22 protein-coding genes, 1 tRNA gene and 1 pseudogene are annotated in these 25,985 nt (G+C 62.7%); 8 read left to right on the forward strand and 16 right to left on the reverse strand.

Going from position 1 to position 25,985, the window contains the following annotated elements:
- Positions 1-18: 18 nt before the first annotated feature.
- The 7 genes from QA642_RS12055 to QA642_RS12085 all read right to left on the reverse strand — a co-directional run bounded on the left by QA642_RS12055 (position 19) and on the right by QA642_RS12085 (position 8,624).
- Positions 19-1,254 (reverse strand): ABC transporter substrate-binding protein, encoded by a 1,236-nt coding sequence (locus tag QA642_RS12055; RefSeq protein ID WP_283084864.1) that lies wholly within the window; start codon positions 1,252-1,254, stop codon positions 19-21.
- A 40-nt stretch (positions 1,255-1,294) separates the two neighbouring features.
- Positions 1,295-2,776, reverse strand: coding sequence for an ATP-binding cassette domain-containing protein (locus tag QA642_RS12060; RefSeq protein ID WP_283084865.1), 1,482 nt, complete (start codon positions 2,774-2,776; stop codon positions 1,295-1,297).
- Positions 2,776-3,702, reverse strand: a complete 927-nt coding sequence (locus tag QA642_RS12065; protein ID WP_283084866.1) for a branched-chain amino acid ABC transporter permease — start codon at positions 3,700-3,702, stop codon at positions 2,776-2,778. Before QA642_RS12065 ends, QA642_RS12060 begins: the two co-directional genes overlap by 1 nt.
- A gap of 1 nt (position 3,703) precedes the next feature.
- A complete protein-coding gene (locus QA642_RS12070) occupies positions 3,704-4,579 on the reverse strand; it encodes a branched-chain amino acid ABC transporter permease (protein ID WP_283084867.1) in 876 nt (291 codons plus the stop codon).
- A gap of 102 nt (positions 4,580-4,681) precedes the next feature.
- Positions 4,682-5,896, reverse strand: coding sequence for an ABC transporter substrate-binding protein (locus tag QA642_RS12075; protein ID WP_283086861.1), 1,215 nt, complete (start codon positions 5,894-5,896; stop codon positions 4,682-4,684).
- Between the two features lie 287 nt (positions 5,897-6,183).
- Entirely contained in the window at positions 6,184-7,287 is a 1,104-nt protein-coding gene (locus tag QA642_RS12080; protein WP_283084868.1) for an FAD-dependent oxidoreductase, read from the reverse strand.
- A gap of 98 nt (positions 7,288-7,385) precedes the next feature.
- Complete coding sequence (locus QA642_RS12085; RefSeq protein ID WP_283084869.1) at positions 7,386-8,624, reverse strand: SMP-30/gluconolactonase/LRE family protein; 1,239 nt, start codon at positions 8,622-8,624, stop codon at positions 7,386-7,388.
- Between the two features lie 319 nt (positions 8,625-8,943).
- On the opposite strand from QA642_RS12085, the gene QA642_RS12090 reads away from it, so the two are divergent.
- The 3 genes from QA642_RS12090 (at position 8,944) to QA642_RS12100 (ending at position 12,589) form a co-directional block, all read left to right on the forward strand.
- Positions 8,944-9,207: a hypothetical protein gene (locus QA642_RS12090; RefSeq protein WP_283084870.1), complete on the forward strand. Its 264-nt coding sequence runs from the start codon at positions 8,944-8,946 to the stop codon at positions 9,205-9,207.
- Positions 9,208-9,736: 529 nt separating this feature from the next.
- Positions 9,737-11,299, forward strand: a complete 1,563-nt coding sequence (locus QA642_RS12095; RefSeq protein ID WP_027560443.1) for a 2-isopropylmalate synthase — start codon at positions 9,737-9,739, stop codon at positions 11,297-11,299.
- A gap of 273 nt (positions 11,300-11,572) precedes the next feature.
- Positions 11,573-12,589: a TRAP transporter substrate-binding protein gene (locus tag QA642_RS12100; protein ID WP_283084871.1), complete on the forward strand. Its 1,017-nt coding sequence runs from the start codon at positions 11,573-11,575 to the stop codon at positions 12,587-12,589.
- Positions 12,590-12,615: 26 nt separating this feature from the next.
- Here the strand turns inward: QA642_RS12100 and QA642_RS12105 are convergent, their stop codons facing one another.
- On the reverse strand, positions 12,616-13,725 hold the full coding sequence (locus QA642_RS12105) for an IS630 family transposase (RefSeq protein WP_080137402.1): 1,110 nt from the start codon (positions 13,723-13,725) through the stop codon (positions 12,616-12,618).
- 273 nt (positions 13,726-13,998) lie between these two features.
- Here QA642_RS12105 and QA642_RS12110 point away from each other — a divergent pair, with 273 nt between their 5' ends.
- Positions 13,999-14,595, forward strand: a complete 597-nt coding sequence (locus QA642_RS12110; protein WP_283084872.1) for a Spy/CpxP family protein refolding chaperone — start codon at positions 13,999-14,001, stop codon at positions 14,593-14,595.
- A gap of 158 nt (positions 14,596-14,753) precedes the next feature.
- A tRNA-Lys gene (locus QA642_RS12115) sits at positions 14,754-14,829 on the forward strand.
- 298 nt (positions 14,830-15,127) lie between these two features.
- Here the strand turns inward: QA642_RS12115 and QA642_RS12120 are convergent.
- From QA642_RS12120 to QA642_RS12135, 4 genes are all read right to left on the reverse strand, one after another.
- The gene (locus QA642_RS12120; RefSeq protein ID WP_283084873.1) at positions 15,128-16,264 is read right to left on the reverse strand and encodes a hypothetical protein; all 1,137 of its coding nucleotides are present in this window, start codon (positions 16,262-16,264) and stop codon (positions 15,128-15,130) included.
- Between the two features lie 325 nt (positions 16,265-16,589).
- Positions 16,590-17,603, reverse strand: coding sequence for an SIS domain-containing protein (locus tag QA642_RS12125; RefSeq protein ID WP_283084874.1), 1,014 nt, complete (start codon positions 17,601-17,603; stop codon positions 16,590-16,592).
- Complete coding sequence (locus QA642_RS12130; RefSeq protein ID WP_283084875.1) at positions 17,600-18,556, reverse strand: N-acetylmuramic acid 6-phosphate etherase; 957 nt, start codon at positions 18,554-18,556, stop codon at positions 17,600-17,602. Before QA642_RS12130 ends, QA642_RS12125 begins: the two co-directional genes overlap by 4 nt.
- 50 nt (positions 18,557-18,606) lie before the next feature.
- Complete coding sequence (locus QA642_RS12135) at positions 18,607-19,233, reverse strand: BadF/BadG/BcrA/BcrD ATPase family protein (RefSeq protein ID WP_349253834.1); 627 nt, start codon at positions 19,231-19,233, stop codon at positions 18,607-18,609.
- A 118-nt stretch (positions 19,234-19,351) separates the two neighbouring features.
- Between QA642_RS12135 and nagA the strand changes: the two genes are divergently transcribed.
- From nagA to QA642_RS12150, 3 genes and pseudogenes are all read left to right on the forward strand, one after another.
- On the forward strand, positions 19,352-20,530 hold the full coding sequence (gene nagA, locus QA642_RS12140; RefSeq protein ID WP_283084876.1) for an N-acetylglucosamine-6-phosphate deacetylase: 1,179 nt from the start codon (positions 19,352-19,354) through the stop codon (positions 20,528-20,530).
- Complete coding sequence (locus tag QA642_RS12145; protein WP_283084877.1) at positions 20,531-21,733, forward strand: aspartate kinase; 1,203 nt, start codon at positions 20,531-20,533, stop codon at positions 21,731-21,733.
- A 439-nt stretch (positions 21,734-22,172) separates the two neighbouring features.
- Positions 22,173-22,319: pseudogene (locus QA642_RS12150) on the forward strand (branched-chain amino acid ABC transporter substrate-binding protein); the annotation flags it as partial.
- 289 nt (positions 22,320-22,608) lie between these two features.
- Here QA642_RS12150 and QA642_RS12155 read toward each other — a convergent pair.
- From QA642_RS12155 to groL, 4 genes are all read right to left on the reverse strand, one after another.
- A complete protein-coding gene (locus QA642_RS12155; protein ID WP_283084878.1) occupies positions 22,609-22,989 on the reverse strand; it encodes a hypothetical protein in 381 nt (126 codons plus the stop codon).
- Between the two features lie 9 nt (positions 22,990-22,998).
- The gene (locus QA642_RS12160) at positions 22,999-23,172 is read right to left on the reverse strand and encodes a hypothetical protein (RefSeq protein ID WP_283084879.1); all 174 of its coding nucleotides are present in this window, start codon (positions 23,170-23,172) and stop codon (positions 22,999-23,001) included.
- Between the two features lie 269 nt (positions 23,173-23,441).
- The gene (locus QA642_RS12165; RefSeq protein WP_349253835.1) at positions 23,442-24,170 is read right to left on the reverse strand and encodes a hypothetical protein; all 729 of its coding nucleotides are present in this window, start codon (positions 24,168-24,170) and stop codon (positions 23,442-23,444) included.
- A gap of 144 nt (positions 24,171-24,314) precedes the next feature.
- The gene (gene groL, locus QA642_RS12170; protein WP_283084881.1) at positions 24,315-25,967 is read right to left on the reverse strand and encodes a chaperonin GroEL; all 1,653 of its coding nucleotides are present in this window, start codon (positions 25,965-25,967) and stop codon (positions 24,315-24,317) included.
- Positions 25,968-25,985: the final 18 nt, after the last annotated feature.

The raw sequence follows: 25,985 nt of genomic DNA on the forward strand, positions 1-25,985 counted from the left end.
GCGCGCCGGCGCCGGGCGTTACTGCGAGAGCTTCACGAAGTTAGGAAACTTCAGCTTGCCCTCCGCGATCTTCTCGGGCCAGACCACGACCTGCTTCTGATCCTGCCACTGGAAGACGAGGCCGGTCACCGCGCCCGGGCCGGACTTGAGGCCGTGAGTGAACTCGTCGTCCTTGCCGTAGAACTGGATGCGGCCGATCGTGCCCTCGTAATCGGTCTTCTCGAGCTCGGCCACCATCTTGTCGGGATCGGTCGAGCCCGCGCGCTTGATCGCTTCCGTGATGAAGTAGACCTCGTCATAGGCGGTGTAGCCGGTATAGGCCGGCGGCGTGCCGAACTTGGCCTTGAAGGCGGCCGCGAACGGTTTTGTCTTGGAGGTCACGGCGACGTCCGGGGTGGCCACTGCGAGCGACGGCACACCGTCGGCGGCGCCATTGGTGTCCTTCCAGAAGGTCGGGCTCAGCGCCTGCGCGCTGATGCCGAACATCGGGATCGGGACCTGCTGGTTCTTCCACTGCACGGTCGGCTGCACGCCGACATGCGAGATGCCTGTCACGATCACGTCGGGCTTCTTGCTCTCGATGTTGTTGAAGATCGGCGTGAAGTCGGTGGTGTCGGGCGAGAAGCGGACGTGCTCGACCACCTTCAGGCCCGCCTTGGGCAGGCAGGCCTCGTAGCCGACGTCGAGCGGCTTGGTCCAGGCGGCGTCCTCGCTCATGATCGCGACCGTCTTGAACTTGAGCTTGTCGACGAGGAGGTCCTTGGCGGCGTCGCAGACGAGCTGGGCTTGAGCTGCCGAGGTCAGATAGCCGTGGAAGGTGTATTTGTTCTTCTCGTAGTCGTTGTGGATCGCCTTGGTGATCTCGTTCGAGGCGGCGCCCGGGGTGATCAGCGGCATCTTCAGCCGCGCCGCCCAGGGCTCGAGCGCGAGAACGACCTCGGAGATGTAGCTCGCGATCACGGCCGAGACCTTGTCCTCGCTCACTGCGCGCTGGAAGGCGCGCACGGAGTCGGCCGAGGAGCTCTTGTTGTCATAGGTGACGATCTCGACCTTGCGGCCGAGGATGCCGCCCTTGGCGTTGATCTCGTCCGCGGCGATCTGCGCGCCGCCCGGGGTTGCGGCGCCCGCGATCGACTGCACCTCGGCGATGACGCCGATCTTGATCGGATCGTTCGATTGCGCGTAGGCGGGGGCGGCAAGGCACAGTGCCAGCGCCGAGGCGATGAAGCTGCCGCTGAGAACTGAAGATCGCATGGTCGTTTCCCTTTCTATGCTTTTTGTTGATGTCGAGGACTTACAGAAAATCGGCGCCGGCCTCCGCCGCGAAGCGGCCGGGATCGCCTTCCCAGACGATCCGGGCATGCTCCAGCACGTAGACGCGATCGGCATGCGGCAGCGCGAAGGTCACGTTCTGCTCGCCGAGCAGCACCGTGATCGACGTTGTCTGCCGCAACTTCGTCAGGGCCTTGGACAATTGCTCGAGGATGACGGGCGCAAGGCCCAGCGTCGGCTCGTCCAGGATCAGGATCTGCGGCTGCATCATCAGCGCGCGGCCGATCGCGAGCATCTGCTGCTCGCCGCCGGAGAGCGTCTGCGCCATCTGGCCCTGGCGTTCCTTGAGGATCGGGAACAGCTCGAACAGCCAGGCGAGCTGCGCGGCGCGCTTGTCGTCGGAAAGATGCTGCCCGCCGAGATCGAGATTCTCCCGCACGCTCATCTCGCCGAACAGCTCGCGCGATTCCGGGCACTGCACAAGGCCGCTGCGAGCGATCTTGGCAGGAGACGTACCGCGCAGCTTGTCGCCGCCGCGCACGATCTCGCCGGTGTAGGGTAGGAAGCCGGAGATGGTGTTGAACAGCGTGGTCTTGCCGGCGCCGTTGAGGCCGACAACGGAGACGAACTCGCCCTCGTGGACGTGGATCGAGACGTTCTCCAGCGCCTGCGCCTTGCCATAGAACACGCTGACATTCTCGACCTGGAGCAGCGGCACCTTGTCCTTGAAGCTGGTCTCGGGCCGCGCATGGGTCTCGATGGCGCCACCGAGATAGACCCGGCGCACGGTCTCGTTTCGCATGACGTCCTCGGCCTTGCCGGTGACGATCTCCTCGCCGAGATACATCGCGAGCACGCGGTCGACCAGCGCTGCGACGCTCTTGACGTTGTGGTCGACCAGCATCACGGCGCGGCCCTCGTCGCGAAAGCTGCGGATCAGGTCAGAGAAGATGTCGACCTCGGCCCGCGTCAGGCCGGCAAAGGGCTCGTCCACCAGCACGACTTTTGGATCGCGCGCGATGGCCTTGGCGAGCTCGAGCCTGCGCAGGTCGGCAAAGGGCAGCGTCGGCGGACGGCGGTTCATGACGTTGCCCAAGCCCACGCGGTCGGCGATCCATTTGGCGCGCTCGACCAGCGCCTTGTCCGGGAACAGCATGAACAGGCTGTCCGGCAGCAGCGCCACCATGATGTTCTCCAGCACCGTCTGCCGGTTCAGCGGCCGCGAGTGCTGGAACACCATGCCAAAACCCTTGCGCGCGATCTTGTGCGCGGGCAGGCCGGCGACGTTCTCGCCCTCGAAGATCACCTCGCCCGCGGTCGGGCGCTCGATGCCCATCACGCTCTTCATCGCGGTCGACTTGCCCGAGCCGTTCGGCCCGATCAGGCCAAAGATCTCGCCGCCACTGACCTCGAAGCCGAGGTTCTTGACCGCCGTCAGTCCGCCGAAGCGTTTTGTGAGGCCGTGAACTTCGAGCACGGCCCGGTTTGAAAGTCTCATATCCATCACGAACGAGCCTCGCGCGAGAGGGCCGCTCCGAGGAAGCCGCCGGGGAAGAACAGCACGACGAGGAGGGCGACCGCCGAGACGATGAAGGTCGCCAGCTCTCCCGTGGGCCGCAGGAATTCGCCGGCGACGATCAGGAAGATCGCGCCCAGCGCCGCGCCGAGCACGGTGCGCCGGCCGCCGAGCACGGCCGAGACGATGACGTTCACGCCGACCGCGACGTCGACGACGGTGCCGACCGAGGCGGTGCCGAAGTAGAACACCAGCAGTGCCCCTGATAGCCCCGAGAAGAACGCCGAGACGATGAAGGCGGCGAGCTTGTGCTTGACGATGTTGAAGCCGAGCGCGCCGGCCTGCACCGGATCCTGGCCGCTCGCCTGCAGCACGAGTCCAACAGGCGATTGCGACAGGCCATAGAGGATCGCCGCCGAGATCGTCATGAATCCAAGCGCGATCCAGTAATTGGCGCCGGCATTGATGGTGATGACATCGGGGATGGTCAGGCCGATCTCGCCGCCGGTGAGATCGGCGAACACGACGATAAAGTTTTGCAGCATCAAGACCGCGACCAGCGTGGTCAGGCCGAAATAGGGCCCGCGCACCCGCAGCGCCGGTAGCGCCAGCACAAGGCCGGCGATGACCGAGGCGAGCGCCCCGAGCACGATGCAGAGATAGACCGACCAGCCGAACTGGTTGTTCAAGATGCCGGCGGTGTAGGCGCCGACGCCAATCAGGAAGGTCGGGCCGAAATTGACCTCCCCGGCGAAGCCGAACAGCAAATCCCAGGCCATCGCGAACACGCCGAAATAGAACGCGACGGTGAGCAGGCCGAGCACATAGCCGGAGACATAGAGCGGCAGCGTCGCCGCGATGATGACGAGGGCCAGCGAGACGAAGAACAGCCGCGAGGTGAAGAAGGTGGACATCTCAGCGCCTCCCCAAGAGGCCCTGGGGCCGGATGTACATCACGAACACGAGCAGCAGCAGCGCCGGGATGGTGCGATAGGCCGGCGAGACCAGATAGGCCGTGATGGTTTCGAGATAGCCGACCACGAAGGCCGCGATCAGCGAGCCGGAGACGCTGCCGAGGCCGCCGAGCACCACGATCGAGAACGCGCTCGCGGTCAGCGGTCCCACGCTGTAGGAGCTGACGCCGAGGAACATGCCGAGCAGCACGCCGGCGATGCCGGCAAGGATGCCGTAGATCGCCCAGACCACGATATAGATGTTGGTGAGCTCGAGCCCGAGCAGGGTAACGCCTCGCGGGTTCATCGAGGCCGCCAGCACCGCCTTGCCGGTGCGGGTGCGGTTCACCAGGAGCCACAGCAGCGCGATGACGAGGCAGCATACGATGGCGGTGAAGATCTCGTTGCGCGGCGTGCGCACGCCGAGGATCTCGACCACGCCCTCGACGATCGGCAGCACCGTTTTGGCGTTGTTGGTGAAGAAATAGGCGATCAGCTCCTGGATCATGATGCCCCAGAGCAGCGTGCCAGTGAGGACGAAGATCTCCTTCTCCTCATTCGGGATGCGACGTGAATCCTGGATCGGCTTCACCACCGCAAAATAAGTGGCGAAGGCGGTGACGAGGGCGACAGCGACGCCAATCAGCGCGCCGGCATAGGTGCCGACGCCGAGGATGCTGGCGGCGGCCCAGGCTGCCACCGCTGCGGCCACCATGATGGCGCCGTGGGAGAGGTTGAGCACGCCGGAGACGCCGAAGATCAGTGTGAAGCCGGTGGCACCGAGAGCGTAGAGAGCGCTGATGGCAAAGCCATCGATCAGGATCTGGAAAACTCGCATGTATGATTGGCCAGGTGGCAGTCAAACTGCCGCTTCGAGGGAAGGTGCTGCGGGGCGCCGCATGTGGAAGCTCCCGGGAGATGGTCCCGGGAGCTGTTCCTGCTAGTTCGAGAGCTTGATGAAGCTCGGGAACTTGACGTCGACCTTGGCGACGTCCTTGGGCCAGACCGCGCTCTGCTTGCCGTCCTGCCATTGCAGCATCAAGCCCGTGATCAGGCCCTTGCCGTATTTGATCGAGTGGGTGAACGGATCGTCCTTGCCGTAGAACTGGACGCGGCCGATCGTGCCTTCCCAGTCGGTCTTCTCCAGCGCCGCGACCAACTTGTCGGCTTCGGTCGAGCCGGCGCGCTTCACCGCGTCGGCGATGTAGTAGACCTCATCATAGGCGGTGTAGCCGGCATAGGAGGGATAGTTGCCGAACTTCTTCTTGAAGTTTTCGGCGAACGGCACCGACTTCGGCGTCACCGCGACGCCCGGTCCCGAGACGCCCTGATAGAGCACGCCCTCGGCGGCCTGGTTGGTGTCCTTGCCGAAGGTCTCGTTGGTGGCCTGCGAGGAGATGCCGAACATCGGGATCGGCACCTGCTGATTCTTCCACTGCACCGTCGGCTGCACGCCGACATGGGAGATGCCGGTGATGATCACGTCGGGCTTGGCGCCTTCGATCTTGTTGAAGATCGGCGTGAAGTCGGTGGTATCAGGCGAGAAGCGGATGTGGTCGAGCACCTTCAGCCCGATCTTGGGCAGGCATTCCTCGTAACCGATGTCGAGCGGCTTGGTCCAGGCGGCGTCCTCGCTCATGATGACGGCCGACTTCATGTGCATCTTGTCGACGAGCAGATCCTTGGCGGCATCGCAGACCGAAAGCGCCAGCGCGGCCGAGGTCAGGTAACCGTGGAAGGTGTACTTATTCTTCTCGTAATCGGCGTGGACGCTCTTGCTGATCTCGTTGGAGGCAGCACCCGGCGTGACGAACGGCGTCTTCAGCCGCGACGCCCAGGGCTCCAGCGCCAGCACCACCTCGCTGATATAGCTGGCGATGACCGCGTTGACCTTGTCCTCGTTCACCGCGCGCTGGAATGCACGCACGGAATCGGCCGAGGAGGAGTGATTGTCGTAAGAGATGATCTCGATCTTGCGGCCGTCGACGCCGCCGCTGGCGTTGATCTCGTCGGCGGCGAGCTGCGCCGCTTGCGGGATGGAGGCGCCGGCAATCGCCTGCGCTTCCGCGATCACACCGATCCGAAGCGGATCGGCTGCAAGTGCTGCGCCTGAGGCTGCCATCACCGCGCCCGTCGCGGCCGCACCAAGCGTCATTCGCAATGCAACAGAGAGTGCTTTATTCATGTTGTTCTCTCCCTTTGAACCAAGCTTCTTTGAGCTATTGGGGCGCGACTATAACGGCGAAGGAATTCTCGGCAAGTGAAACCGCATTCAGGAATGTGAGAAGGGGACTAAAGTCTATCGCTGCGTAAATTGCAGGCAGGAGAGGCGCGAACAACGCGTTGCACGCGCAGGCATGCAGATTTCGTCGATGGGCATGCGTGTGCGTCGAAGGCGCGCAAATAACAGGCGTCGAGCGAAAAGCTGCGATGCTGCTGCGTTCAGCGCGCTTGCAGCAGCGATGGATCGAGCGGCGGGAGCCGGTTCGGATCGAACGGCGCGAGGTCCACATCGCGCGTTGTGCCCTCGGCGATCAGCTGTGCCATGGCTTCCCCCGTCGCGGGCGCATTGAGGATGCCCCAGACATTATGTCCGGTCGCAACATAAAGACCTTCGCTCTGCGGCACCCTGCCGATCAGCGGCAAGCCGTCCTGGGTCACGGGACGAAAGCAGGCCTGTTGCGCGATGATCTTCGCAGGGGTGAACAAGGGCGAGAGCCGCACGGACATGGCTTGCAGTCGCGCGATCGCGTCGCTGTCTGGCGTCACGGCTGCCGGATCGAGCGGCAGCGGCGCGATGTCGGACAAGGCCGTGATATGCGTGCTGCCGTCGGCGCGTGGGAAGACCTCGATCGAGACGGCGCCGCCGTCGTCCTCCTGCTCCAGGAACAAGGCATCGGCCGGCACGTTGGGACCGAGATCGTAGACGATGCTCGGGCTGCGCTGGCCATAGACAGCGGGCAGGCTCATCCATTGTGCTGCGAGGAGCGACCACGGTCCCATCGCGACCACGACGGCATCGGCCGCGATGGTGGCGCCATCGACCGCGACGCCTTTCGCACGCGTGCCGTCCGCATCACGCTCGATGCCGGTGATGCGGCCGAAGCGAAGCTCGGCGCCTAGCGCGAGGGCGGCGTTCATCACCGCCGACGTGAACTTGTGGGGATGCGCGATCGCGGTCGTCTGCGGCGTGCCGATCCGCTGCGCGATGACGACGCCGTCGCTGAGCCAGCTCAGCGCGGACGGCGCAGTCCGGCGCGCATCGCCGGCGGACGCAACGAAGCCGCTATACGCGCTCATCGGGCGATAACCCCAGTCGCCTGCGATCTCGTCCGGCAGTTGCGCGTGAAGCGTAAAACTGCGGCGCGCCAGCGCATCGAGCGGCGAGCCCGCACACCAGTCGCGCGCCAGGAAGCCGCCGGCCTTGCCCGATGCGGCGGCTGCGACCTCGGTCCGCTCGACGACGATGACGTCGATGCCATGGCGGCGAAGAAAATACGCCGTGCAGGCTCCAATCACGCCGCCGCCGCAGATCACAACACGCATGGCTTGTTCCTTGACGGTCTCTTTTGCATCGAAAGGACTATCCAAACAATTCGGCGCCGGCGAGGCACGCCGGCGCCGCGTTGGAGTTGCGCGCTGCCTCAGCCCGGCCCGGCGCCTTGCGTTGCCGTATACACCGCATAGAGCGACTGGCTCGCGGCCATGAACAGGCGGTTGCGCTTGGGGCCGCCGAAGGTGATGTTGCCACAGACCTCCGGCAGGCGAATGCGGCCCAGCAGCTTGCCCTCCGGCGACCACACCGTGACGCCGTTATAGCCGACGGCGCGGCCGGCATTGCTGGAGGCCCAGAGATTGCCGTTGACGTCGCAGCGCAGGCCGTCCGGTCCGCACTTCACGCCGTCGATCACGCAATCGCTGAACCTCTTGACGTTGGACAGCTTGTTGTCCGTGCCAACGTCGGCCACGAAAATCTCGCCCTTGCCGCCGGGACCGGTGTCGCCCGGTCCCTTGCCGGTCGAGGCGATGTAGAGCTTCTTGAAATCGGGCGAGAAGCACAAGCCGTTCGGGTCGGGCACCTGCTCCTCGGTGACGACGAGGTCGATGCGGCCCGAGGGATCGATGCGATAGCAATTGGTCGGCAGCTCGCGCTTGCCCGGCGCGAAGCCGGCCGGCTGTCCGATCCGCGGATTGAGCTTGCCGCTCGTATTGCTCGGGCCGCCCGGACCATCGGGCTCGCCTTCATAGAGCTGCCCGCCATAGGGCGGGTCGGTGAACCAATAGCTGCCGTCGGGATGCGCCGCGATGTCGTTCGGCGAGTTCAGCCGCTTGCCCTGATAGGAATCGGCGAGCACGGTCGCGGTGCCGTCATGCTCGTAGCGTGTCACCCGGCGCGTCAGATGCTCGCAGGAGAGCTGGCGGCCCTGGAAGTCGAACGAGTTGCCGTTGGAATTGTTGGAGGGCGAGCGGAACACGCTGACATGGCCGTCGTCCTCGCTCCAGCGCATCTGCCGGTTGTTGGGAATGTCGCTCCACAGCAGATACCGTCCTTGCGCGCTCCAGGCCGGACCTTCGGCCCACAACAGGCCGGTGTACAGGCGCTTGATCGCGGTGTTGGGCTGGGCGAGATCGTTGAAGGATGGATCGACCGCGAGGATGTCGGGGTCCCAGAAATAGGTGGTCGGCGCACCGCGGGGGCTGAAATCGCGCGGTGGGGTGGTGATTGTCGTTGGTGGTGCGGCTGGTCCCGTCTGCGCCAGCGCGGAGCCGGTTGCAGCCGCAGTGGCCACGGCACCGAATGCAAGTCCCTGAACAAGCGTTCGTCGTGAAAGCGCAGCATCCCGGTCACGCTGCTCGTGGTCACGAGCCTCTTGGCGTGTCATCGCGTCCTCCCGATCATGTTCGGCTGGCCGGTTGATCCGGCCGAGCAGGAGCGGAGGTTAATGCGGTCCGCAGTCAGTTGCGAGAGCCGGTTTTGCATGCTTTGGGCGATTGCGGGGGCGATGTCGTGATTTCGTCGCAAGTCTGTCTAAAACGCCGGCAGCGCCGCGCAGGAAACCTGCATATGGTTGCTCGCAACATGTGAACGACTATTCGTTCTCCTCAGAAAGATTCCGCGAACACGGCCTCCGGCATTTCAAGCCTTGATTTCGAACTTATTGCCGCGCACAAAATGTCCCGGGGCGCAGGTCGGAGTTGGTCGTGGGTGGCGTTGTCATATTGATCGTATTGCTCGGGATCGCGTTCGCGGCCGGCTATTTCACGCGCGACCAGATCTCCCGCAAGCGACATGCGCAGGCGCGCCGCATGCGCGGCTATGCAAAGCCGGACTGGGACCGCGCCACCGCGCCCGCCAACACCAATGAGATATCGAGCACCAGGCCGGCAGCGCCCGTGGCCACCGGCGAGCTCGGCCAGATGCTGAACCGCTGGGAGACCCGGGCTCGCGCTCGCCGCGCGGGATAGCCTGACGTCGCCCCTTGCTCGCAATCGCGGAGGCCACCGCGAGCGCCAATCCATCACCGTTACCCTGAGGTGCGCGTTCGGTGGCGCGCCTGCGACGCTGAACGTGCCTCGAAGGATGACGGAGTTGGGGGGCACGAGCCGGAACGCCTGGGCGCCCGCAATCAGGTCAGCTCCCCTGACCATCTTTTGGCGTTGCAGTTGCGCCCGTTTCTCGTCTAGAAACAAACGCATCGAGCCTCCCGGCAACCAACCGTCAACGGTTTTGACCGAGGATTTGGGGCTTAAAAGGGTCTGGCAATGCTGATTCGCGGCCAAATCGATGGGATTTCGGGGGAGGTGGCTCTGGCCGCCGCCACGATCCCGGCCGCGCTGCTGCCCACCCTCCTTATTGGCGGCCTTCTTCTTACTTGCCCCTGAGGGCCGGCTGGGCGCCACGCGCCTGGGCACTCAGGGGTTGGTACGAGATCACCGGACAACCTCAGGCGCTCAAGGCAGATGAAGGGCGCCAAAGCTCAAAAGGAAATTTGAAATGGCCCCCGCGAACAAGTCCGACAAGGACCGCGTCATCATTTTCGACACCACCTTGCGCGACGGCGAGCAGTGCCCCGGCGCCACCATGACCTTCGAGGAGAAGCTCGAGGTCGCCGAGCTCTTGGATGATATGGGTGTCGACGTCATCGAAGCCGGCTTCCCGATCACCTCCGAAGGCGACTTCCAGGCGGTCAGCGAGATCGCGCGCCGCTCGAAGAACTCCGTCATCGCCGGCCTGTCCCGCGCCCATCCGGCCGACATCGACCGCTGCGCCGAAGCCGTGAAATTCGCCAAGCGCGGCCGCGTCCACACCGTGATCGCGACCTCGCCGCTGCACATGCGGGTGAAGCTCAACAAGACCCCGGAGCAGGTGATCGAGACCTCGGTCGCGATGGTCGCGCGCGCCCGCAACCAGATCGACGACGTCGAATGGTCGGCCGAGGACGGCACCCGCAGCGAGATGGATTTCTTGTGCCGTATCGTCGAGGCGGTCATCAAGGCCGGCGCCACCACGGTGAACATCCCCGACACCGTCGGCTACACGGTGCCGGAGGAATACACCCACTTCATGAAGACGCTGATCGAGCGCGTGCCGAATTCAGATAAAGCGGTGTTCTCGGTGCACTGCCATAACGACCTCGGCATGGCCGTGGCGAACTCGCTGGCCGGCATCGTCGGCGGCGCGCGCCAGGTCGAGTGCACCATCAACGGCATCGGTGAACGCGCCGGCAACGCCGCGCTCGAAGAGATCGTGATGGCGATCAACGTGCGCAACGACAAATTCCCGTACTGGAACAAGATCGACACCACGCAGCTGACTCGCGCCTCGAAGGTGGTGTCGGCGGCGACCTCGTTTCCCGTCCAGTACAACAAGGCCATCGTCGGCCGGAACGCGTTCGCGCATGAGAGCGGCATCCACCAGGACGGCGTGCTGAAGGACGCCTCCACCTACGAGATCATGCGGCCCGAAATGGTCGGCCTGAAGCAGTCCTCGCTGGTGCTGGGCAAGCACTCCGGCCGCCATGCCTTCGTGCACAAGCTGGAGGAGATGGGTTACAAGCTCGGGCCGAACCAGCTGGAAGATGCGTTCACGCGGATGAAGGCGCTCGCCGACCGCAAGAAGGACATCTACGACGAGGACATCGAGGCGCTGGTCGACGAGGAGATGGCGGCTTCGCACGACCGCATCAAGTTGACCTCGCTGACCGTGATCGCCGGCACCCATGGCCCGCAGCGCGCCACCATGAAGCTCGACGTCGACGGCCAGATCAAGATCGAGGAGGCCGAGGGCAACGGTCCGGTCGACGCCGTGTTCAACTGCATCAAGCGCCTGGTGCCGCACGAGGCCAAGCTCGAGCTGTATCAGGTCCACGCGGTGACCGAAGGCACCGACGCGCAGGCGGAAGTCTCGGTGCGCCTGTCGCAGGACGGCCGCTCGATGACGGCGCGCGCGGCGGATCCCGACACGCTGGTGGCTTCCGCGAAAGCGTATCTCGGCGCGCTCAACAAGATCGTCATGAAGCGCCAGCGCGACACGGTGACGACGGCGGCGGCGAGCTGACGTTGCTGACTTCGCCTCTCCCGCTTTGCGGGAGAGGCCGACGCCCGAAGGGCGGCGGGCGAGGGTTTTCTCCTCTAGGGGAGTCCCACTGTTGAGAGACCCTCTCCCCAACCCTCTCCCGCAAGCGGGAGAGGGGGCGCAGCAGCATTCATGGTGAATAGCTGCCCTGCTAAGGGCCAATAGCGGCTGTCTCTCCCAGCCGCTATTGATGCTCTCGCATAGAGGCTAGGCCGCTCACACTGGGCCGCCCAAGAGAATAACAAGGGAGAGATTATGCGTAGCTTCGCGATCGCCGCGTCTATTACGGCACTGGCACTTGGTCTGAATCTTGGCTTGACCGGGCCGGCCTCGGCCCAATCGCCGATCATCATCAAGTTCAGCCACGTGGTCGCGACCGACACGCCGAAGGGCAAGGCGTCGGAGAAGTTCAAGGAGCTCGCCGAGAAGTACACGAACGGCAAGGTCAAGGTCGAGGTTTACCCGAACTCGACGCTCTACAAGGACAAGGAAGAGCTCGAGGCGCTCCAGCTCGGCAGCGTGCAGATGCTGGCGCCGTCGAACTCCAAGTTCGGCCCGCTCGGCATCCGCGAGTTCGAGGTGTTCGATTTGCCCTATATCCTTCCCGACCTGAAGACGCTGCGGAAGGTGACGGAAGGCCCGCTCGGCGCCAAGCTGCTCAAGCTGCTCGAGCCGAAGGGCATCACTGGTCTCGCTTACTGGGACAACGGCTTCAAGCAGATGAGCGCCAACAAGAAGCTGATTACTCCCGCCGATTATCAGGGCGTGAAGTTCCGCATCCAGTCCTCGCGCGTGCTCCAGGCCCAGTTCAAGGCGCTCGGCTCGCTGCCGCAGGTGATGGCGTTCTCGGAAGTCTACCAGGCGCTGCAGACCGGCGTCGTCGACGGCCAGGAGAACACCTGGTCGAACATCTATACCCAGAAGATGCACGAGGTGCAGAAGTACATCACCGAGACCAATCACGGCTACATCGGCTACGTCGTGATCGTGAACAAGAAGTTCTGGGACGACCTGCCGGCCGATATCCGCGACCAGCTCTCAAAGGCGATGAAGGAAGCAACCGACTTCAACAACGCGCAGTCGCAGAAGGAGAACGACGACGCGCTCGCCGAGATCAAGAAGAGCGGCAAGAGCGAGATCATCAAGCTGACGCCGGAGCAGGATGCCGCGATGCGGAAGGCGATGGAGCCGGTCTACAAGGATGCCGCAAGCCGCGTCGGCCAGCCGCTGATCGACGAGTTCCAGAAGGAAGCCAAGAGCGCGACCAACTAAGCGCGCGACAAACTAGTCACGTGAATCTAAAGTTCGCCACATAAAGTCTGCTGGGCTTTGTGGCAGAAGCGTTTGACGGAAGCCAAAATCTGGTCTGCGGACTTGGTCCATTTGAAGGGCTTGGGATTTTTGTTGTGCAGGTCGATGAAGGTACGGATGTCGGCCTCGAGCTGCCTGACGGAGGTGTGAACACCTCGCTGGATCTGCTTTCGGGTGAGCTCAGCGAACCAGCGTTCGACCTGATTGATCCATGACGCGGAAGTCGGCGTGAAGTGGACATGATAATGCGGCCGACGGGCGAGCCACGCTTTGATCTTGGGTGTTTTGTGAGTGGCGTAGTTGTCCATGACGATATGGACATCGATCCCTTCAGGGACTTGAGCGTCGATCTCTTTGAGGAACTTCAAGAACTCGACTGCCCGGTGGCGCTTGTAGCATTTGCCGATGACGAATCCAGAGGCGACATCGAGCGCGGCAAACAGCGAGGTCGTACCATGCCGCACATAGCTGTGCGTGCGCCGTTCCGGTACGCCCGGCATCATCGGCAGGACCGGCTGCTCGCGATCCAGGGCCTGGATCTGGCTTTTCTCATCGACACTGAGGACAAGGGCTCGGTTCGGTGGGGAAAGGTAAAGGCCGACGATATCGCGGACCTTGTCGACGAACAGCGGGTCGCTCGACAGCTTGAATGTCTGGCTGCGGTGCGGCTGCAGGCCGAACGCCGTCCACATTCGGCGGATCGTGGTGTGGGAAAAGCCAGTTTCCGCAGCCATTGAGCGGATCGACCAGTGCGTCGCGTCGGGTGGCGTTGTACGCAATGTCCGCTCAATTACCTCAGCAACCTGATCGTCGTTGATGGTTCGAGGGCGGCCCGGGCGGGCCTCGTCAAGCAGGCCATCACAGCGATCCTTCAAAAATCGGCGGCGCCACTTGCCGACGGTGTGTTCGTGGAGGCCGAGTTCGACAGCCACAGACTTGCTTGGCAAGCCATCCGCACACCGCAGGATCGCGCGGCAGCGCTCAGATAGCGATCGGGCAACGCGATGACGACGAACTTGTCTCTCCAAGTACGCCCGCTCCGGCGGACTAAGCACCAACGGCGCGATCGGCCGGCCTCGCTCACCTGCATTCGCCACAAGCTCTCTCCTCTGTAGAGATTCGAGCTATCAACTAATGTGACGAACTTGCGTTCCAGATGACTAGGTCGTGCACGGATATATAATGCATGAACAAAGGGCTTCCGTGCCGGCACGGAAGCCCTTTCTGTTGCAAATCGTTTCAGTGTGCATCTGAACGGACATTCACGGTAGTTACATCTCCGTAAGAACGTGCTCCCTGTCCAAGTTGTAAGTTGCGCGTCAGCCGCTTGGCGCTCATCCTCACGCCCATCCTTCCAGAGGAGGCTCGTCATGAGGAAGTTCACCGTCGCCGCCATCGCCGCGCTCAGCATCGCCGGCTCGGGCGCGGTCTATGCCCAATATCATCGTCCGTGGATGGAGCACTTCCGCCACATCCGCATGAATCCCGAAGACCGTGCCGCCTTCGTCGACGCGCGGATCGCTGCCGTCCATGCCGGGCTCAAGCTCAACGCCGATCAGGAGAAGCTGTGGCCGCCGGTCGAGGCCGCCGTGCGCGACTTCGCCAAGCTGCGCATCGACCGCGCCAATGCGCGCATGAATGCCGGTCCCGGCGATGCCGACAAGCCGGAGGATCCGGTCGCCCGCCTGCGCCAGCGCGCCGAGGACATGGGCGCGGCCTCCGCCGCCCTGAAGAAGATCGCCGATGCCGCAGATCCGCTCTACAAGACGCTCGACGAGGGCCAGAAGCGGCGCCTCGCCATGCTGACCCGTCACCGCGGCCCGTTCGGCGGCGGCGAGGACGGCCCGTCCCGGCACTTCATGGAACGGGGCATGGACCGGATGATGGAACGCGGCATGGAGCACTTCCGCCGCGATCGTTTCGACCGTGACGACGCTCCGGACCGGGACCGGGAGGGCCGGCTCTGAGCCACCGCGGATTTTACGGGGATTAACCTTGGCGAAGCCGCTGGAATCCAGCGGCTTTTCGCTTTTTGGGGACTGTGGAAAAACCTTCACCGCATCGCTTGCCAGACCCGGATCGCTTTGCTAAACGACCGGCCTCGCAAGGCATTTGACCGCCTTTCGGGCGCATAGCTCAGTTGGTAGAGCAGCTGACTCTTAATCAGCGGGTCCCAGGTTCGAGCCCTGGTGCGCCCACCATCCTTAAGAGATTGGCCCGCAAGGGCTTTTTTCATTCCTTCGACAGAACAAACCGAGTGTTGTGCGACGCTTTTGGTGGTCGCACGTCGCACGCTGTGCGACGTCTCAGATATTTGGGGCGTCATTCATCGCACCGGGCGCAGACGGTTTGTTTGCGGACAGCGCGGGCAGAGATGGAGCGTACGCCTCGCCGTAGGAAGGCGGAAAGCGTGGCGGGATTGATTGCGCGACACACCGCCTCTTGGCGACCTGCGAGCTTAAGGCGCAACCGGGCAAACGAAATTCTGCCGCTGTCCGTTCAGCCCTTCATTCCTTCCTTTCGAACCTGCAGTTCGAGCCTGTCGATGCCGGAGCCAGCGCGAGCCGCATTTCGGGCCCGGTAGTGCTTCATGATGGTCTGCGCACTTCGATATGAATGCCCAGTGATGTCGCAGATCGTCAGTAAGTCGCAGCCAGCCCGATCGAGCAGCATGACGCAGGTATCCCGCAGGTCTTGGTCGTGCTTCTGGTCGAGGTCGCCGGCGCCGTTGACGAACATCAGAGCGGGGCAAGGCTTTAGTCGCCATGCGGTCTCATCGCCATTGCTGTCGTGTGCGGCCTGCGCATCCAGCCATTCTGACAGGACGCGCTTACGCTGATCAACCGCCCGAGCGCGCTGCGCCTTGTTCTCTTCATCGAGAGGAAATGGAGCGAATAGCTTGTCGGAGATCTTGGTCAGTTCGGCATTCAGTCGCTCTGCGCGGACAATCGCTTGGCGCGCGCTATCGCGCGCGAGAAAGCCGAAGACTGCGACGGCTCGGGCGGTCGACACCCAATGCCGATAAGTGCTCTCGTCATAAGGCTCACCATTGTCCTCGTTGACCACGAGCTCGGGAGGCACCTTATCCAATTGAAGCCGGAGCTTGAGCTCCTTTACGCGTGCACGCGAGGCATTCAGCCGCGCGCTGAGTTGGGGCGCCTCTTTGATGTCGACAAGCTCGCCTGTCTTGCTCTGGCGGAACATGTGGCGGCCTTCGATGTCGCTCTCATTCCGCATGATTAGACGGTCAGTCTGGCGCTGCCCAGTGAACAACGCCAGATGAAAGCTGTCGCCGATCGAAGGTCGATCAATTGCATCAGCTGCAGCGACCCAAGCGGAAAATTCGGGCGTCGCAACTTGGACGATCCGCCCGTCCGGATGATCGAACTCCATGCCTTCCCGCGGGTTGGGCCCTAGACGCCACAGGATGCTTTCCTGCGCCCAAGTGAACGCCGCCGAGAGTGTCGCTATCATCGAAAGCGCCATATGATGGCCGCGAGCTGATTTCGCATAATTATAGAAGGCTCGGAACTCCGGTTTGCCGATCGATGTCGGCGTAGCAGTCGCTATCGCCTCAAGTTCTCGCGCAGGCTCGGCTACGCCGAGCCGCTTGGCGGCGCGGATTTCGGCACGCAACTTCGCCGCGGATTCGCGCGATTGCGGTCGGTACAGAATGGCAGAAATACATTTACGGCACGAAGCCTGTGAGGCAGAGGTTAACGCCTTGAACTCAAACCGACTTGCTCCAATCGTCGAGAAGATCCTCGATTGTAGAACGCTTCCGCATCGTCATTTTCTTTGGCAGCTTGCCGGCACAGCGCGCCGCCTCGATTTCCGACTTCCGTTTGTCTGAAAAGTCCGAGGCTTCCTGAAGATTGAACCACGCACCGACCGCCGTTTCTAGGTGCGAAACCGGTGCGGCGCTCCAGCTTTGGTCGCTAGCCAGGCGATCAGCCAGTTGTCAAAACGTCTCGGTAATCTTGCTCAGGCGAGGGGGGTGATCCGGGTCAAATCCACGGGCGCATGCCGCCTGCTCGATCATCCGATAGGCCGGAACGAGCATGGTGATAGCGTCGGTGACAGGGTCATCCTCGGCCAACCAGGGCATCGAGCCATGAGGTCCGCCGCAGAGATGCAGCGCGATCTTTTGCTCACGCAACTCCTCTGCAAGCGCGTCCACCGTGGCTGCCGTTTCATCCATGAGGCGCATCATGACGACGGGCGTGCGCGACGATAGCGCGGCTCGTGGCCCGTGCTGCAGCTCGGCGGCGCTCAAGCCGATGGAGGGCAGGCGCAGGATTTCTGAAAGCTTGAGCGCGATCTCCTTCGCCGAGCCCAGGGCCAGGCCCCGAGCCGCCACAAACACAGCTGACGCCTTGGTGAGATCATCAGCGATCTCGGACCAGTCGAGCGCCAGCGCACGGTGCAGGCGCTCGGGCAGCCTGTCGAGGGCTGACCGCAGCGCGCGATCTTGCGCCAGCTCGGCAACCAGTCCAGCACTGGCGGCCATCGAGCCGATGACGGTCTTTGTCGCCGCTACGGAGTGTTCTTGGCCGGCTTCGATCGGAACGACGAACTCCGCTTCGTCAGCCACCGGTGACGACGTCGCATTGACGACGGCAATGGTGCGGGCGCCCGAGGCGCGCGCCGACCTGGTCGCCGCGACGAGATCCGGGCTGCGTCCGGATTGCGAGATCACGATGAACAGCGCATCGCGCAGCATCAAGGATGTGCGAAATGCCGTGATCACCGAGGGAGCGCTTGCTGAAACGGGAAGGCGAAGCCGCGTCTCGACAAGGTATCTCAAGAAAACCCCGGCATGTCCGGAGCTTCCTCGACCACAGACGACGCACAAGGGGACGGAGCCAATCTCAATTCGCTGCGCGATGTCGCGCGTGGCGGGACGGCTACGAACGATTTTCGCGACGGTATCGGCGCTTTCCCCGATTTCACGCACCATCGCGGAAGTCGTCATGGCTCAACTGCTCCGCCTCGCTTGCGTGGCGCGGGTGCCTTGGAATGCCGGTCACGATGCGAGTCCCGATCCGTGGCGAGCTCGGCAAACACGCGCCTGAGATTGCCGTCGCCGTCCTGCAAAATGGTCTCGGCATCAGTTCTGCTGATACCCAGCGCCAGAAGGGCCGCCGTCTTGACGTCTCCTTCGGCCTGCTCCAGCGAGCGTGCCGCGTGCGACGGATCGCAATGCGCGATTTGCACCACCATGGCCTCGGCGCGCCGCTTCAGCTTGGCATTGGTTGGCTGCATGTTCACCATCATGCCGCGATACACCCGCCCAAGACGCAGCATGATTCCTGAGGAGATCAGGTTGAGCACAACCTTCTGCGCAGTGCCCGCCTTCATCCGCGTGGAGCCGGCGATCAGCTCGCGGCCGGTCTCGATCAGGATCGAAAACTTGGCCGATGCCAGCAGTGCGGTGCCAGGGTTGTTGGCGACACCGACCGTCACTGCACCGCACGAGCCTGCCTGCTGCAGCGCCGCGACCGTGAACGGCGTCGTCCCGCTGGCGGCTACCGCAATCACCACATCATGCGGTGTGAGCCGCGCGGCATTGATCTGTGCGACCGCATCATCGATGTCATCCTCCGCACCCTCGATGCTGGTGACGAAGGCACTGTCTCCGCCGGCGACGATGAAGCGGACGCGCTCTTTGGGCCAGGCGAAGGTCGGCGTCAGCTCGGCGCCGTCCTGGACTGCCACGCGTCCAGAGGTGCCGGCGCCGACATATACAAGGCGACCGTGATCGCCCAGCGCCGCTTGTGCCGCTTCGGTCGCCGCGGTGATAGAGGGGAGGGCGTGACCGATCGCAGCGACCGCCGCAAGCTGACCCTCCCACATCGCTTCCATCGCTGACATCAGCGGCCATGCGTCAAGGTCGGCAAATCTCAGATCGACGTCTTCGGTGGCCATACTGTTGATCCAAGCGCCATCAAACGCGGAACTTCGGAGCCTGTTCATGGTCAGTTTCTCTCTCGGGCGGCCGGCGTGGGCAGGTCGAGGCGCCCTCGCGCCGCCAGTAACGCGCCGGCTGTTGCGTTTGCGTCAGGACGCCTCAGGCTGGCACGCAGGTCGCGGCGGCGATCCGCAGCCCGCAGCGCCAGTCGGATAACCTGCAGGCCGATGTCGGCGCCGCTGCCTTCGTCCGACGCGGGAAAACCGTAACCGGCGAGACGGATCTCGCGGCCGTCGATCAGGCCGACACCGACCGAGCCTGTGCCGGCCACGACGATAGCCCCGTCCGCGCCGCTATGGGCGCCAAGACAGGCCGCGAGGCCGTCGCTGATGAAGTTAACGGACGCAAAGGGATGCGCGATCTGGCTGAGCGCCGCTTTCGCGCCCCGGCGGCCAATGCCAGCAAGGCCAATTCCGGCGTGCATTTGCGCGAAATCCTCGCGGCTCAGCCCGGCCTGGGTGGCCGCCGCTTCGGTGGCCTCCATGATGGACCGCCAGGCCTTGTCGACGCCAATCCGTGTCGTGGAAGGCCCCGAGCTGGCCTCACCGAGCGCCGTGGCGTTTTCGTCTATCCGGGCGCGACAGCGGGTTCCGCCCCCATCGATGCCGAGATACGTGGTACCTTTTGTTCCCATGGAAAGTTAACGCGAAGGTTTCGCTTCGGGTCCGCACGAGGCCCTCGCAGCGTACATATGAACTCTTGTGGCAGACTCGCCTCACGAGTCCGTGACGGCCATTACCGGATCGATACTGATGGACCAGGCTGGTTCTGTCTCTCTCACGATTGCCGCACACCACATCTTTGATGGGACCGACATGCGCGGGCCGGGGTCGGTCAGGATCTCGCAGGGACGGATTGAAAGCATCGGCTTCGATGAGGCAGCCGGGGCCTCAATACGCCTTCCCCGACACGCGATCCTTGCACCCGGATTCATCGACATCCAGGTGAACGGAGGCGGTGGCGTTCTTCTCAACGACCAACCGACGGAGGCCGGCGTTCGGCGCATCGTCGAGGCGCACCGCAAGGCCGGGACCACGGGCTGCTTGCCAACCCTCATCACCGATCGACCCGAGGTCATCGAACGATTGGCCGTAGCAGCTCGGGGGTGCCTCGATATTCCTGGCGTGCTCGGCTTTCATCTGGAAGGTCCGGCCCTCAACAGGTCTCGCAAGGGCATTCATCCGGAAGCCGAGATACGCGTGCCCGATCGGCGCGACCTCGCCGCCATCAAAAGCTTCGGGGACCGCGGCCGCTCCATTGTGACCTTGGCCCCGGAATGCGTGCCCGCGTCCATGATCGACGAATTGATCGGCGCCGGACTGCGTATCGCGGCCGGCCACAGCGACGCCACCGCAGCCGAAATCGGACAGGCGGTCGATCGCGGTGTCTCGGGGGTGACCCATCTGTTCAATGCCATGTCGCAGTTGAACGCCCGAGAGCCGGGCTTGGTGGGTGTCGCGCTGGAGGATGACCGGTTGTTTGCAGGGATCATCTGTGACGGCATCCACGTTGACCGCGCCGGTTTGCGTATTGCCTTCCGCTGCAAGGGACGCGATCGATTGATGCTGGTCACCGATGCCATGCCATTGGTAGGCACGGACGACCGGCAATTCCTGCTGCAAGGACGGCAGATCATGTTGCACGACAATCGCCTGACTGGTCCAGACGGCACACTCGCGGGCGCTCACCTCACCATGATCGAGGCGGTACGCAACGCTGTTGCCCTCATCGGAATCTCCCTGATCGATGCCCTTATCATGGCGTCCCGGACGCCCGCGGCATTTCTGGGCCTTGGGGCCGAGCTTGGACGGATCGCGCCGGGATACCGCGCGGATCTTGTCGCATTTAATGCGAATTTTGAGGTCGTCGGCACATGGATAGGCGGTGTCGGTTCGATGGGCGAGGCGAGCAAGGCTTCCGAGCGAGGTTAGATGAGCAACCATCCCATCATCGTGCAGAAATATGGTGGTGTCTGCCTCGAAACACCGGCGAAGATTCGCGCGGTTGCGCGCAGTCTCGCCGACCTGCACGGCCGCGGTCATCGTGTCGTGGCGATCGTCTCCGCCATGGGTACGACCACCGACCAGTTGATCCAGATGGCGTATCAGGTCAGCCCAACTCCCAACCGCCGCGAGCTCGATATGCTGCTGACGACTGGTGAGCGCATCAGCATGTCCCTGATGAGCATGGCGCTTTCCGATCTCGGCGTGCCTGCGATCAGCTTCACCGGCAGCCAGGCGGGCGTGATGACCGACGACTCCCATTCCTCCGCACGCATTCTGGATGTTCGGCCCATTCGCGTGCGTGAGGAGCTCGATCGCGGCCGCGTTGTGGTGCTGGCAGGATTTCAGGGCGTGAACGCGGCGACCAAAGAAATCACCACACTCGGCCGGGGCGGCAGCGACACCACGGCCGTCGCGATGGCTGCGGCGCTGAAGGCCGAACGCTGTGAAATCATCAAGGAGGTCGACGGAATATGTTCGGCCGATCCCCGCGTCGTGCCGGATGCAAGGCCCCTGCGGCAGGTGAACTTCGCATCCCTGTCGGAGATGTGCTTCTGGGGCGCAAAGATCCTACATTTTCGCAGCGTCGAGCTGGCGCAAAGTCAGGATGTGCCTCTGGTTCTCAAGCAGTGGGGTGGCGTCGAGCACAGCACGCAAGTGATGAAAGAGGTTTTGGGCATGGAAAATGGGAAGGTTCTGGCCGTCAACTCGATAGCTCGCATCGAGCATGTGGAAATCGATTCCAGCGATCTCAATCACGGTTTCGAGAAACTCGCGCAGCATCTCAAGCAAAACAGCTTGTCCTGGCCGCAGCTCCTTGCATCACACTTCGCCGCAGGAAAAACCAGCATGACCTTGGCCTGCGATATGGAGTGGTTGGATGCTCTGTCGCGCACGCTGGAGCACGCCAAGGACCTGCGCAAGCGGCGCGAGGCGTCGAGCTCGGTGAGCCTCACCTGCTTCGGCGGCGTTTCCTCGGAATTGCCGTTCAGGGCATTGCAGGTTCTCAGGAGTCACGGGATCGTCCCCGATACGTACGTGTTGTCGCCGCATTCGGTCAGTCTGTTTCTCCCTATGGAGAGCCGGGAAGCCGCGGTGAAGGCGCTGCATTCGCTTGTTCAGCAAACATAAACCATTTGATTTCGTGGTGGGCCCGGCGGAAGTCCCACCCTTCAACAAAATCAATTATTTAATTTTGTCTCGGCGCCACAACGGACCGCAGATGGACCAAAGGTTTTTAACGGAGTGTCTAGCCATCCCGGCGACTTTTCATCGGCAACGGACCGTCGCGCCCGTAGCTCAATGGATCGAGCAGCGGATTTCTAATCCACAATAATGAGGCGTCAGCCGCCAGCCTTACCGTTTAACCCGTGGTGTCGGCCGGTCGGCGAAGTCCAAAATGATTTGGTCTAGCGCCTCTCGGGCTATCGGTAATTGCTCACGTAGTGAGCGAGCGACGCAGTCGGCTTCGGAACAAAAACGACTACGGGGTCCGTCGGTCCGGTCTATCCATATAACCAGCTATCCATATAACCAGACCCGGCGACCATCACGCGGGAAGGCAGCTGCGCTCGTCGAAGGCGACGAAGTCGCGTTCATGTTCAGCCAGCTCGGTACCGCAGGCAACACTGCCGTGGCAAAATATCTTGCTGCCAAGCGCGTGCCGGCGATCGCAATCGTTACGGGCGCGAGCAAGTTCACCAGTTTCAAGTACTATGTTGAATTGCGGCCGTTTGGAGAAAGCTGGTGGCATCGCGCCGACTCGAGGCGCTCCTTCGCCTCGTACGCCGGCGCTATGCCGAGAGATCATGGAGGAGGGTTGCGCAAGCGACCGGCTCGGGGGCGGTTTTCCCTCACCGCCGTCGCCGGCCTTTCTTGTCCGGCTTTGCTTCTCGCTGGTTGAAGCCCCACGAGATGCCTTTGTGAACGTTTGCCCTGTCGCGGCGGCATATCACCGCTGTAATCGTTTCGCGCCCTCCGGAACATCTGTTCGTCGCTCGTATCGGTCAGTCGTGCCCAGTGTTGGAGATGGAGATCCTAGCACGCCATCGCCCTTCAAAAGTGTCAAAGCCCTCTTTCAGTGCCAACGCTTGGGCATCTAAGGGATTGCCGGGCTTGTCAGCATTGACAATGCCTGGAGCTTCTCCGCGAGACCCGAATTCGGGAAGCCGCTCTGTGGGCCATTCCAGCAATGCTTTCGATAGCATCGGCTTGCCTGCGTACCAGCATTTTCGTCCGTCGATGAGACGATAGGACCACCATTGTCCTTGCGGATTTGGCGGCATGGTGGCGCTGCATTGCTGCTTAGCGTGCACACTAGTCATTTCGAGCGATGAGAGCGCGGCAATGCCAACTGTTAGAGCAAACGATTGAAGGGGTTTGCTCATGGGCTGCGCTCAATTGCTGCGTTGCTGCAATCGACCGACTGCAACGATCAATGCAGGCCGTTCGAGAACTTCCACCAGCTTTTCAAGGATACGCGCATTATCCTTGGGACAGGGCCGAAGGTATTCTTCCAGTATGAGTTGCGCGTCGTTAATCGCTTCCAAGGCTAATTGCTGATCAGTCATTGCTGCTTACTCATCACTTACTAGCGCCTGAGGGAGTCAGCGAAGGAACAGATCAAGTCAGCTTTGAGGAATATCCCCGCTTTTCTCTTCACTTTTTATTTCAAATTATCGACGCCTCGTCGTGCGTCGCGGTGTCGTCTCGGCGCTGCAAGATCTGTCTTCTCCATCCCGCGCGTCGGAATTTGAAAGCGTCGGCTGACAGGGCCGGCGGTCAACGCTTTCCCAAACAGCTCGCGCCATGAGCCCAGTTGAGGTGCTCACAAACTGCCTCAGGCGAAGGATTGGATGAGATATCGTAGGTTTGGCTGGTGTGGGGAAAGGCGGTAGCGCTCCCCCGCTACCATCTTTCCCCACACCCCTTTGACCTGGTTTGGGAAGGCTTTTTCGCCCAACAGGGCGTTCAACCGGCCTGCTATCTCCACCGTTACGCCACCCAAGCGTCCTGGATCGCGGAAGACGGTGACCGTGTCGATCAGGTCTCTGATGGCTTCCGCCGCCTCTCCGTCGCCCGCACGGAGGATACCCTTCGTTAGCGCCTCCTCGAGCCGACCTAGCTGTTCCTCGTATCGCTTGAGAATGGTTGGATGCAGCGCGACCTCCTTCGAGGTTGGCGGTTCACGCCGCAACTCGTCAGATATTCGCTCGCGCTCGGCACCGAGGGCGGTCAATCGCAGACCGAGAATGGATGGATCGCCGTGCCCTTTGGCGATCGCATCCACCAGTCGTTCGATTTCCCGATTCAACTGTCCAAGCTCTTGTTCGAGGCGCTGCCTTTTCGCATTCGATGTGATTGCGAGGCGCTTTCGCTCTGCAAGATAAGCACGCGCGTACTCCGCAATAACTTTTGGTGCACGCAGTTCGGCCCGCAAACCATTGAGAACCGCGCTCTCAACCGTATCCAAATAGAAGGTTTTTGCATCGGGGGACATGCCGCTCTCCGTCGCCGCGGAACAGCGGATGCGAACACGGCCCGATTTGTCTTTCCCATTGGTCGACATGCCGGCACCGCACGAATCGCAACGGAGCAGAACTCACGGGAAATAGTTCCCGGTGCGCCAGCGTTGGACCCCGGCTGACTGCCGGGAAATCAGCAAAGGCCCGACGTCGCTGCCGAGCCTTCTGTTGAGTTCTGAATGTCGGACTTAGAAGTCCATACCACCCATACCACCCATGCCGCCGCCTCCGGGAGGCATGCCACCCGCGCCGGTGTTCTTCTTTGGCACTTCGGCCACCATGGCCTCGGTGGTGATCAGGAGCGCTGCGACGGACGCCGCGTTCTGGATCGCCACACGAACCACCTTGGTCGGATCGATGATGCCCTTGGAGACCAGATTGCCGTATTCGCCGGTCTGCGAATCGAAGCCGTAGGCGTACTGATCCTTTTCGAGGATCTTGCCGACGATGACCGAGCCATCCTCGCCGGCGTTGATCGCGATCTGGCGGGCCGGGTAAGACAGCGCCTTGCGCACGATCTCGACGCCGGTCTTCTGGTCATCATTTTTGGTGCGAATGCCCTTGAGGTGCTCGGAAGCACGGAGCAGGGCAACGCCGCCGCCCGGCAGGATGCCTTCCTCGACAGCCGCGCGGGTCGCATGCATCGCGTCGTCAACGCGGTCCTTGCGCTCCTTCACCTCGACCTCGGTCGCGCCGCCGACGCGGATCACCGCGACGCCGCCCGCGAGCTTGGCGAGACGCTCCTGGAGCTTCTCACGATCGTAGTCCGAGGTGGTCTCCTCGATTTGCGCCTTGATTTGCGCCACGCGCGCCTCGATGTCGGCCTTCTTGCCGGCGCCGCTGACGATCGTGGTGTTCTCCTTGTCGATCATCACCTTCTTGGCGCGACCGAGCATGTTGAGCGTCACGTTCTCGAGCTTGATGCCGAGGTCCTCCGAGATCGCCTGGCCGCCAGTCAGGATCGCGATGTCCTGCAGCATGGCCTTGCGGCGATCGCCGAAGCCCGGAGCCTTGACGGCCGCGACCTTCAGGCCGCCGCGCAGACGGTTGACGACCAGGGTCGCGAGCGCTTCGCCTTCGACGTCTTCGGCGATAATGATAAGCGGCTTGCCGCTCTGCACCACGGCTTCCAACAAGGGAAGCAATTCATTCAGTTGAGATAGCTTTTTCTCATTGATCAGGACGTAGGCATCATCCATTTCAACGCGCATCTTTTCGGCGTTGGTGACGAAGTAGGGCGAGATATAGCCGCGGTCGAACTGCATGCCCTCGACAACTTCGAGTTCGGTCTCGAGCGACTTGGCTTCCTCGACGGTGATGACACCCTCGTTGCCGACCTTCTTCATGGCGTCCGAGATGAACTTGCCGATCTCCGCATCGCCGTTAGCCGAGATGGTGCCGACCTGGGCGATCTCCTCGTTCGAGGTGACCTTCTTGGAGTTCTTGACGAGGTCGGCGACCGCGGCCTCCACAGCCATGTCGATACCGCGCTTCAGATCCATCGGGTTCATGCCCGCGGCAACCGACTTGGCGCCTTCACGGACGATCGCAGCCGCCAAGACGGTCGCAGTGGTAGTGCCATCGCCAGCCGCGTCAGCGGACTTTGAGGCGACTTCGCGCACCATCTGGGCGCCCATGTTCTCGAACTTGTCGTCGAGCTCGATTTCCTTGGCGACGGTGACGCCGTCCTTGGTGATGCGGGGAGCGCCGAACGACTTGTCGAGCACGACGTTGCGGCCCTTCGGGCCGAGCGTCACTTTCACCGCATTGTGGAGGATGTCGACACCGCGGAGCATGCGGTCGCGGGCATCGACGCCGAATTTGACTTCTTTGGCTGACATATTGGGTTTCCCTGAGTT

The sequence above is a fragment of the Bradyrhizobium sp. CB2312 genome, assembly GCF_029714425.1.
Taxonomy (GTDB): domain Bacteria; phylum Pseudomonadota; class Alphaproteobacteria; order Rhizobiales; family Xanthobacteraceae; genus Bradyrhizobium.

What these genes read in the sequence shown, in the direction of transcription:
- QA642_RS12055 (WP_283084864.1), bottom strand. Translation starts at nt 1,254, where the DNA reads ATGCGATCTTCAGTTCTCAGCGGCAGCTTCATCGCCTCGGCGCTGGCA.
- QA642_RS12060 (WP_283084865.1), bottom strand. Translation starts at nt 2,776, where the DNA reads ATGGATATGAGACTTTCAAACCGGGCCGTGCTCGAAGTTCACGGCCTC.
- QA642_RS12065 (WP_283084866.1), bottom strand. Translation starts at nt 3,702, where the DNA reads ATGTCCACCTTCTTCACCTCGCGGCTGTTCTTCGTCTCGCTGGCCCTC.
- QA642_RS12070 (WP_283084867.1), bottom strand. Translation starts at nt 4,579, where the DNA reads ATGCGAGTTTTCCAGATCCTGATCGATGGCTTTGCCATCAGCGCTCTC.
- QA642_RS12075 (WP_283086861.1), bottom strand. Translation starts at nt 5,896, where the DNA reads ATGACGCTTGGTGCGGCCGCGACGGGCGCGGTGATGGCAGCCTCAGGC.
- QA642_RS12080 (WP_283084868.1), bottom strand. Translation starts at nt 7,287, where the DNA reads ATGCGTGTTGTGATCTGCGGCGGCGGCGTGATTGGAGCCTGCACGGCG.
- QA642_RS12085 (WP_283084869.1), bottom strand. Translation starts at nt 8,624, where the DNA reads ATGACACGCCAAGAGGCTCGTGACCACGAGCAGCGTGACCGGGATGCT.
- QA642_RS12095 (WP_027560443.1), top strand. Translation starts at nt 9,737, where the DNA reads ATGGCCCCCGCGAACAAGTCCGACAAGGACCGCGTCATCATTTTCGAC.
- QA642_RS12100 (WP_283084871.1), top strand. Translation starts at nt 11,573, where the DNA reads ATGCGTAGCTTCGCGATCGCCGCGTCTATTACGGCACTGGCACTTGGT.
- QA642_RS12110 (WP_283084872.1), top strand. Translation starts at nt 13,999, where the DNA reads ATGAGGAAGTTCACCGTCGCCGCCATCGCCGCGCTCAGCATCGCCGGC.
- QA642_RS12125 (WP_283084874.1), bottom strand. Translation starts at nt 17,603, where the DNA reads ATGACGACTTCCGCGATGGTGCGTGAAATCGGGGAAAGCGCCGATACC.
- QA642_RS12130 (WP_283084875.1), bottom strand. Translation starts at nt 18,556, where the DNA reads ATGGCCACCGAAGACGTCGATCTGAGATTTGCCGACCTTGACGCATGG.
- QA642_RS12135 (WP_349253834.1), bottom strand. Translation starts at nt 19,233, where the DNA reads ATGGGAACAAAAGGTACCACGTATCTCGGCATCGATGGGGGCGGAACC.
- nagA (WP_283084876.1), top strand. Translation starts at nt 19,352, where the DNA reads ATGGACCAGGCTGGTTCTGTCTCTCTCACGATTGCCGCACACCACATC.
- QA642_RS12145 (WP_283084877.1), top strand. Translation starts at nt 20,531, where the DNA reads ATGAGCAACCATCCCATCATCGTGCAGAAATATGGTGGTGTCTGCCTC.
- QA642_RS12155 (WP_283084878.1), bottom strand. Translation starts at nt 22,989, where the DNA reads ATGAGCAAACCCCTTCAATCGTTTGCTCTAACAGTTGGCATTGCCGCG.
- QA642_RS12160 (WP_283084879.1), bottom strand. Translation starts at nt 23,172, where the DNA reads ATGACTGATCAGCAATTAGCCTTGGAAGCGATTAACGACGCGCAACTC.
- QA642_RS12165 (WP_349253835.1), bottom strand. Translation starts at nt 24,170, where the DNA reads ATGTCGACCAATGGGAAAGACAAATCGGGCCGTGTTCGCATCCGCTGT.
- groL (WP_283084881.1), bottom strand. Translation starts at nt 25,967, where the DNA reads ATGTCAGCCAAAGAAGTCAAATTCGGCGTCGATGCCCGCGACCGCATG.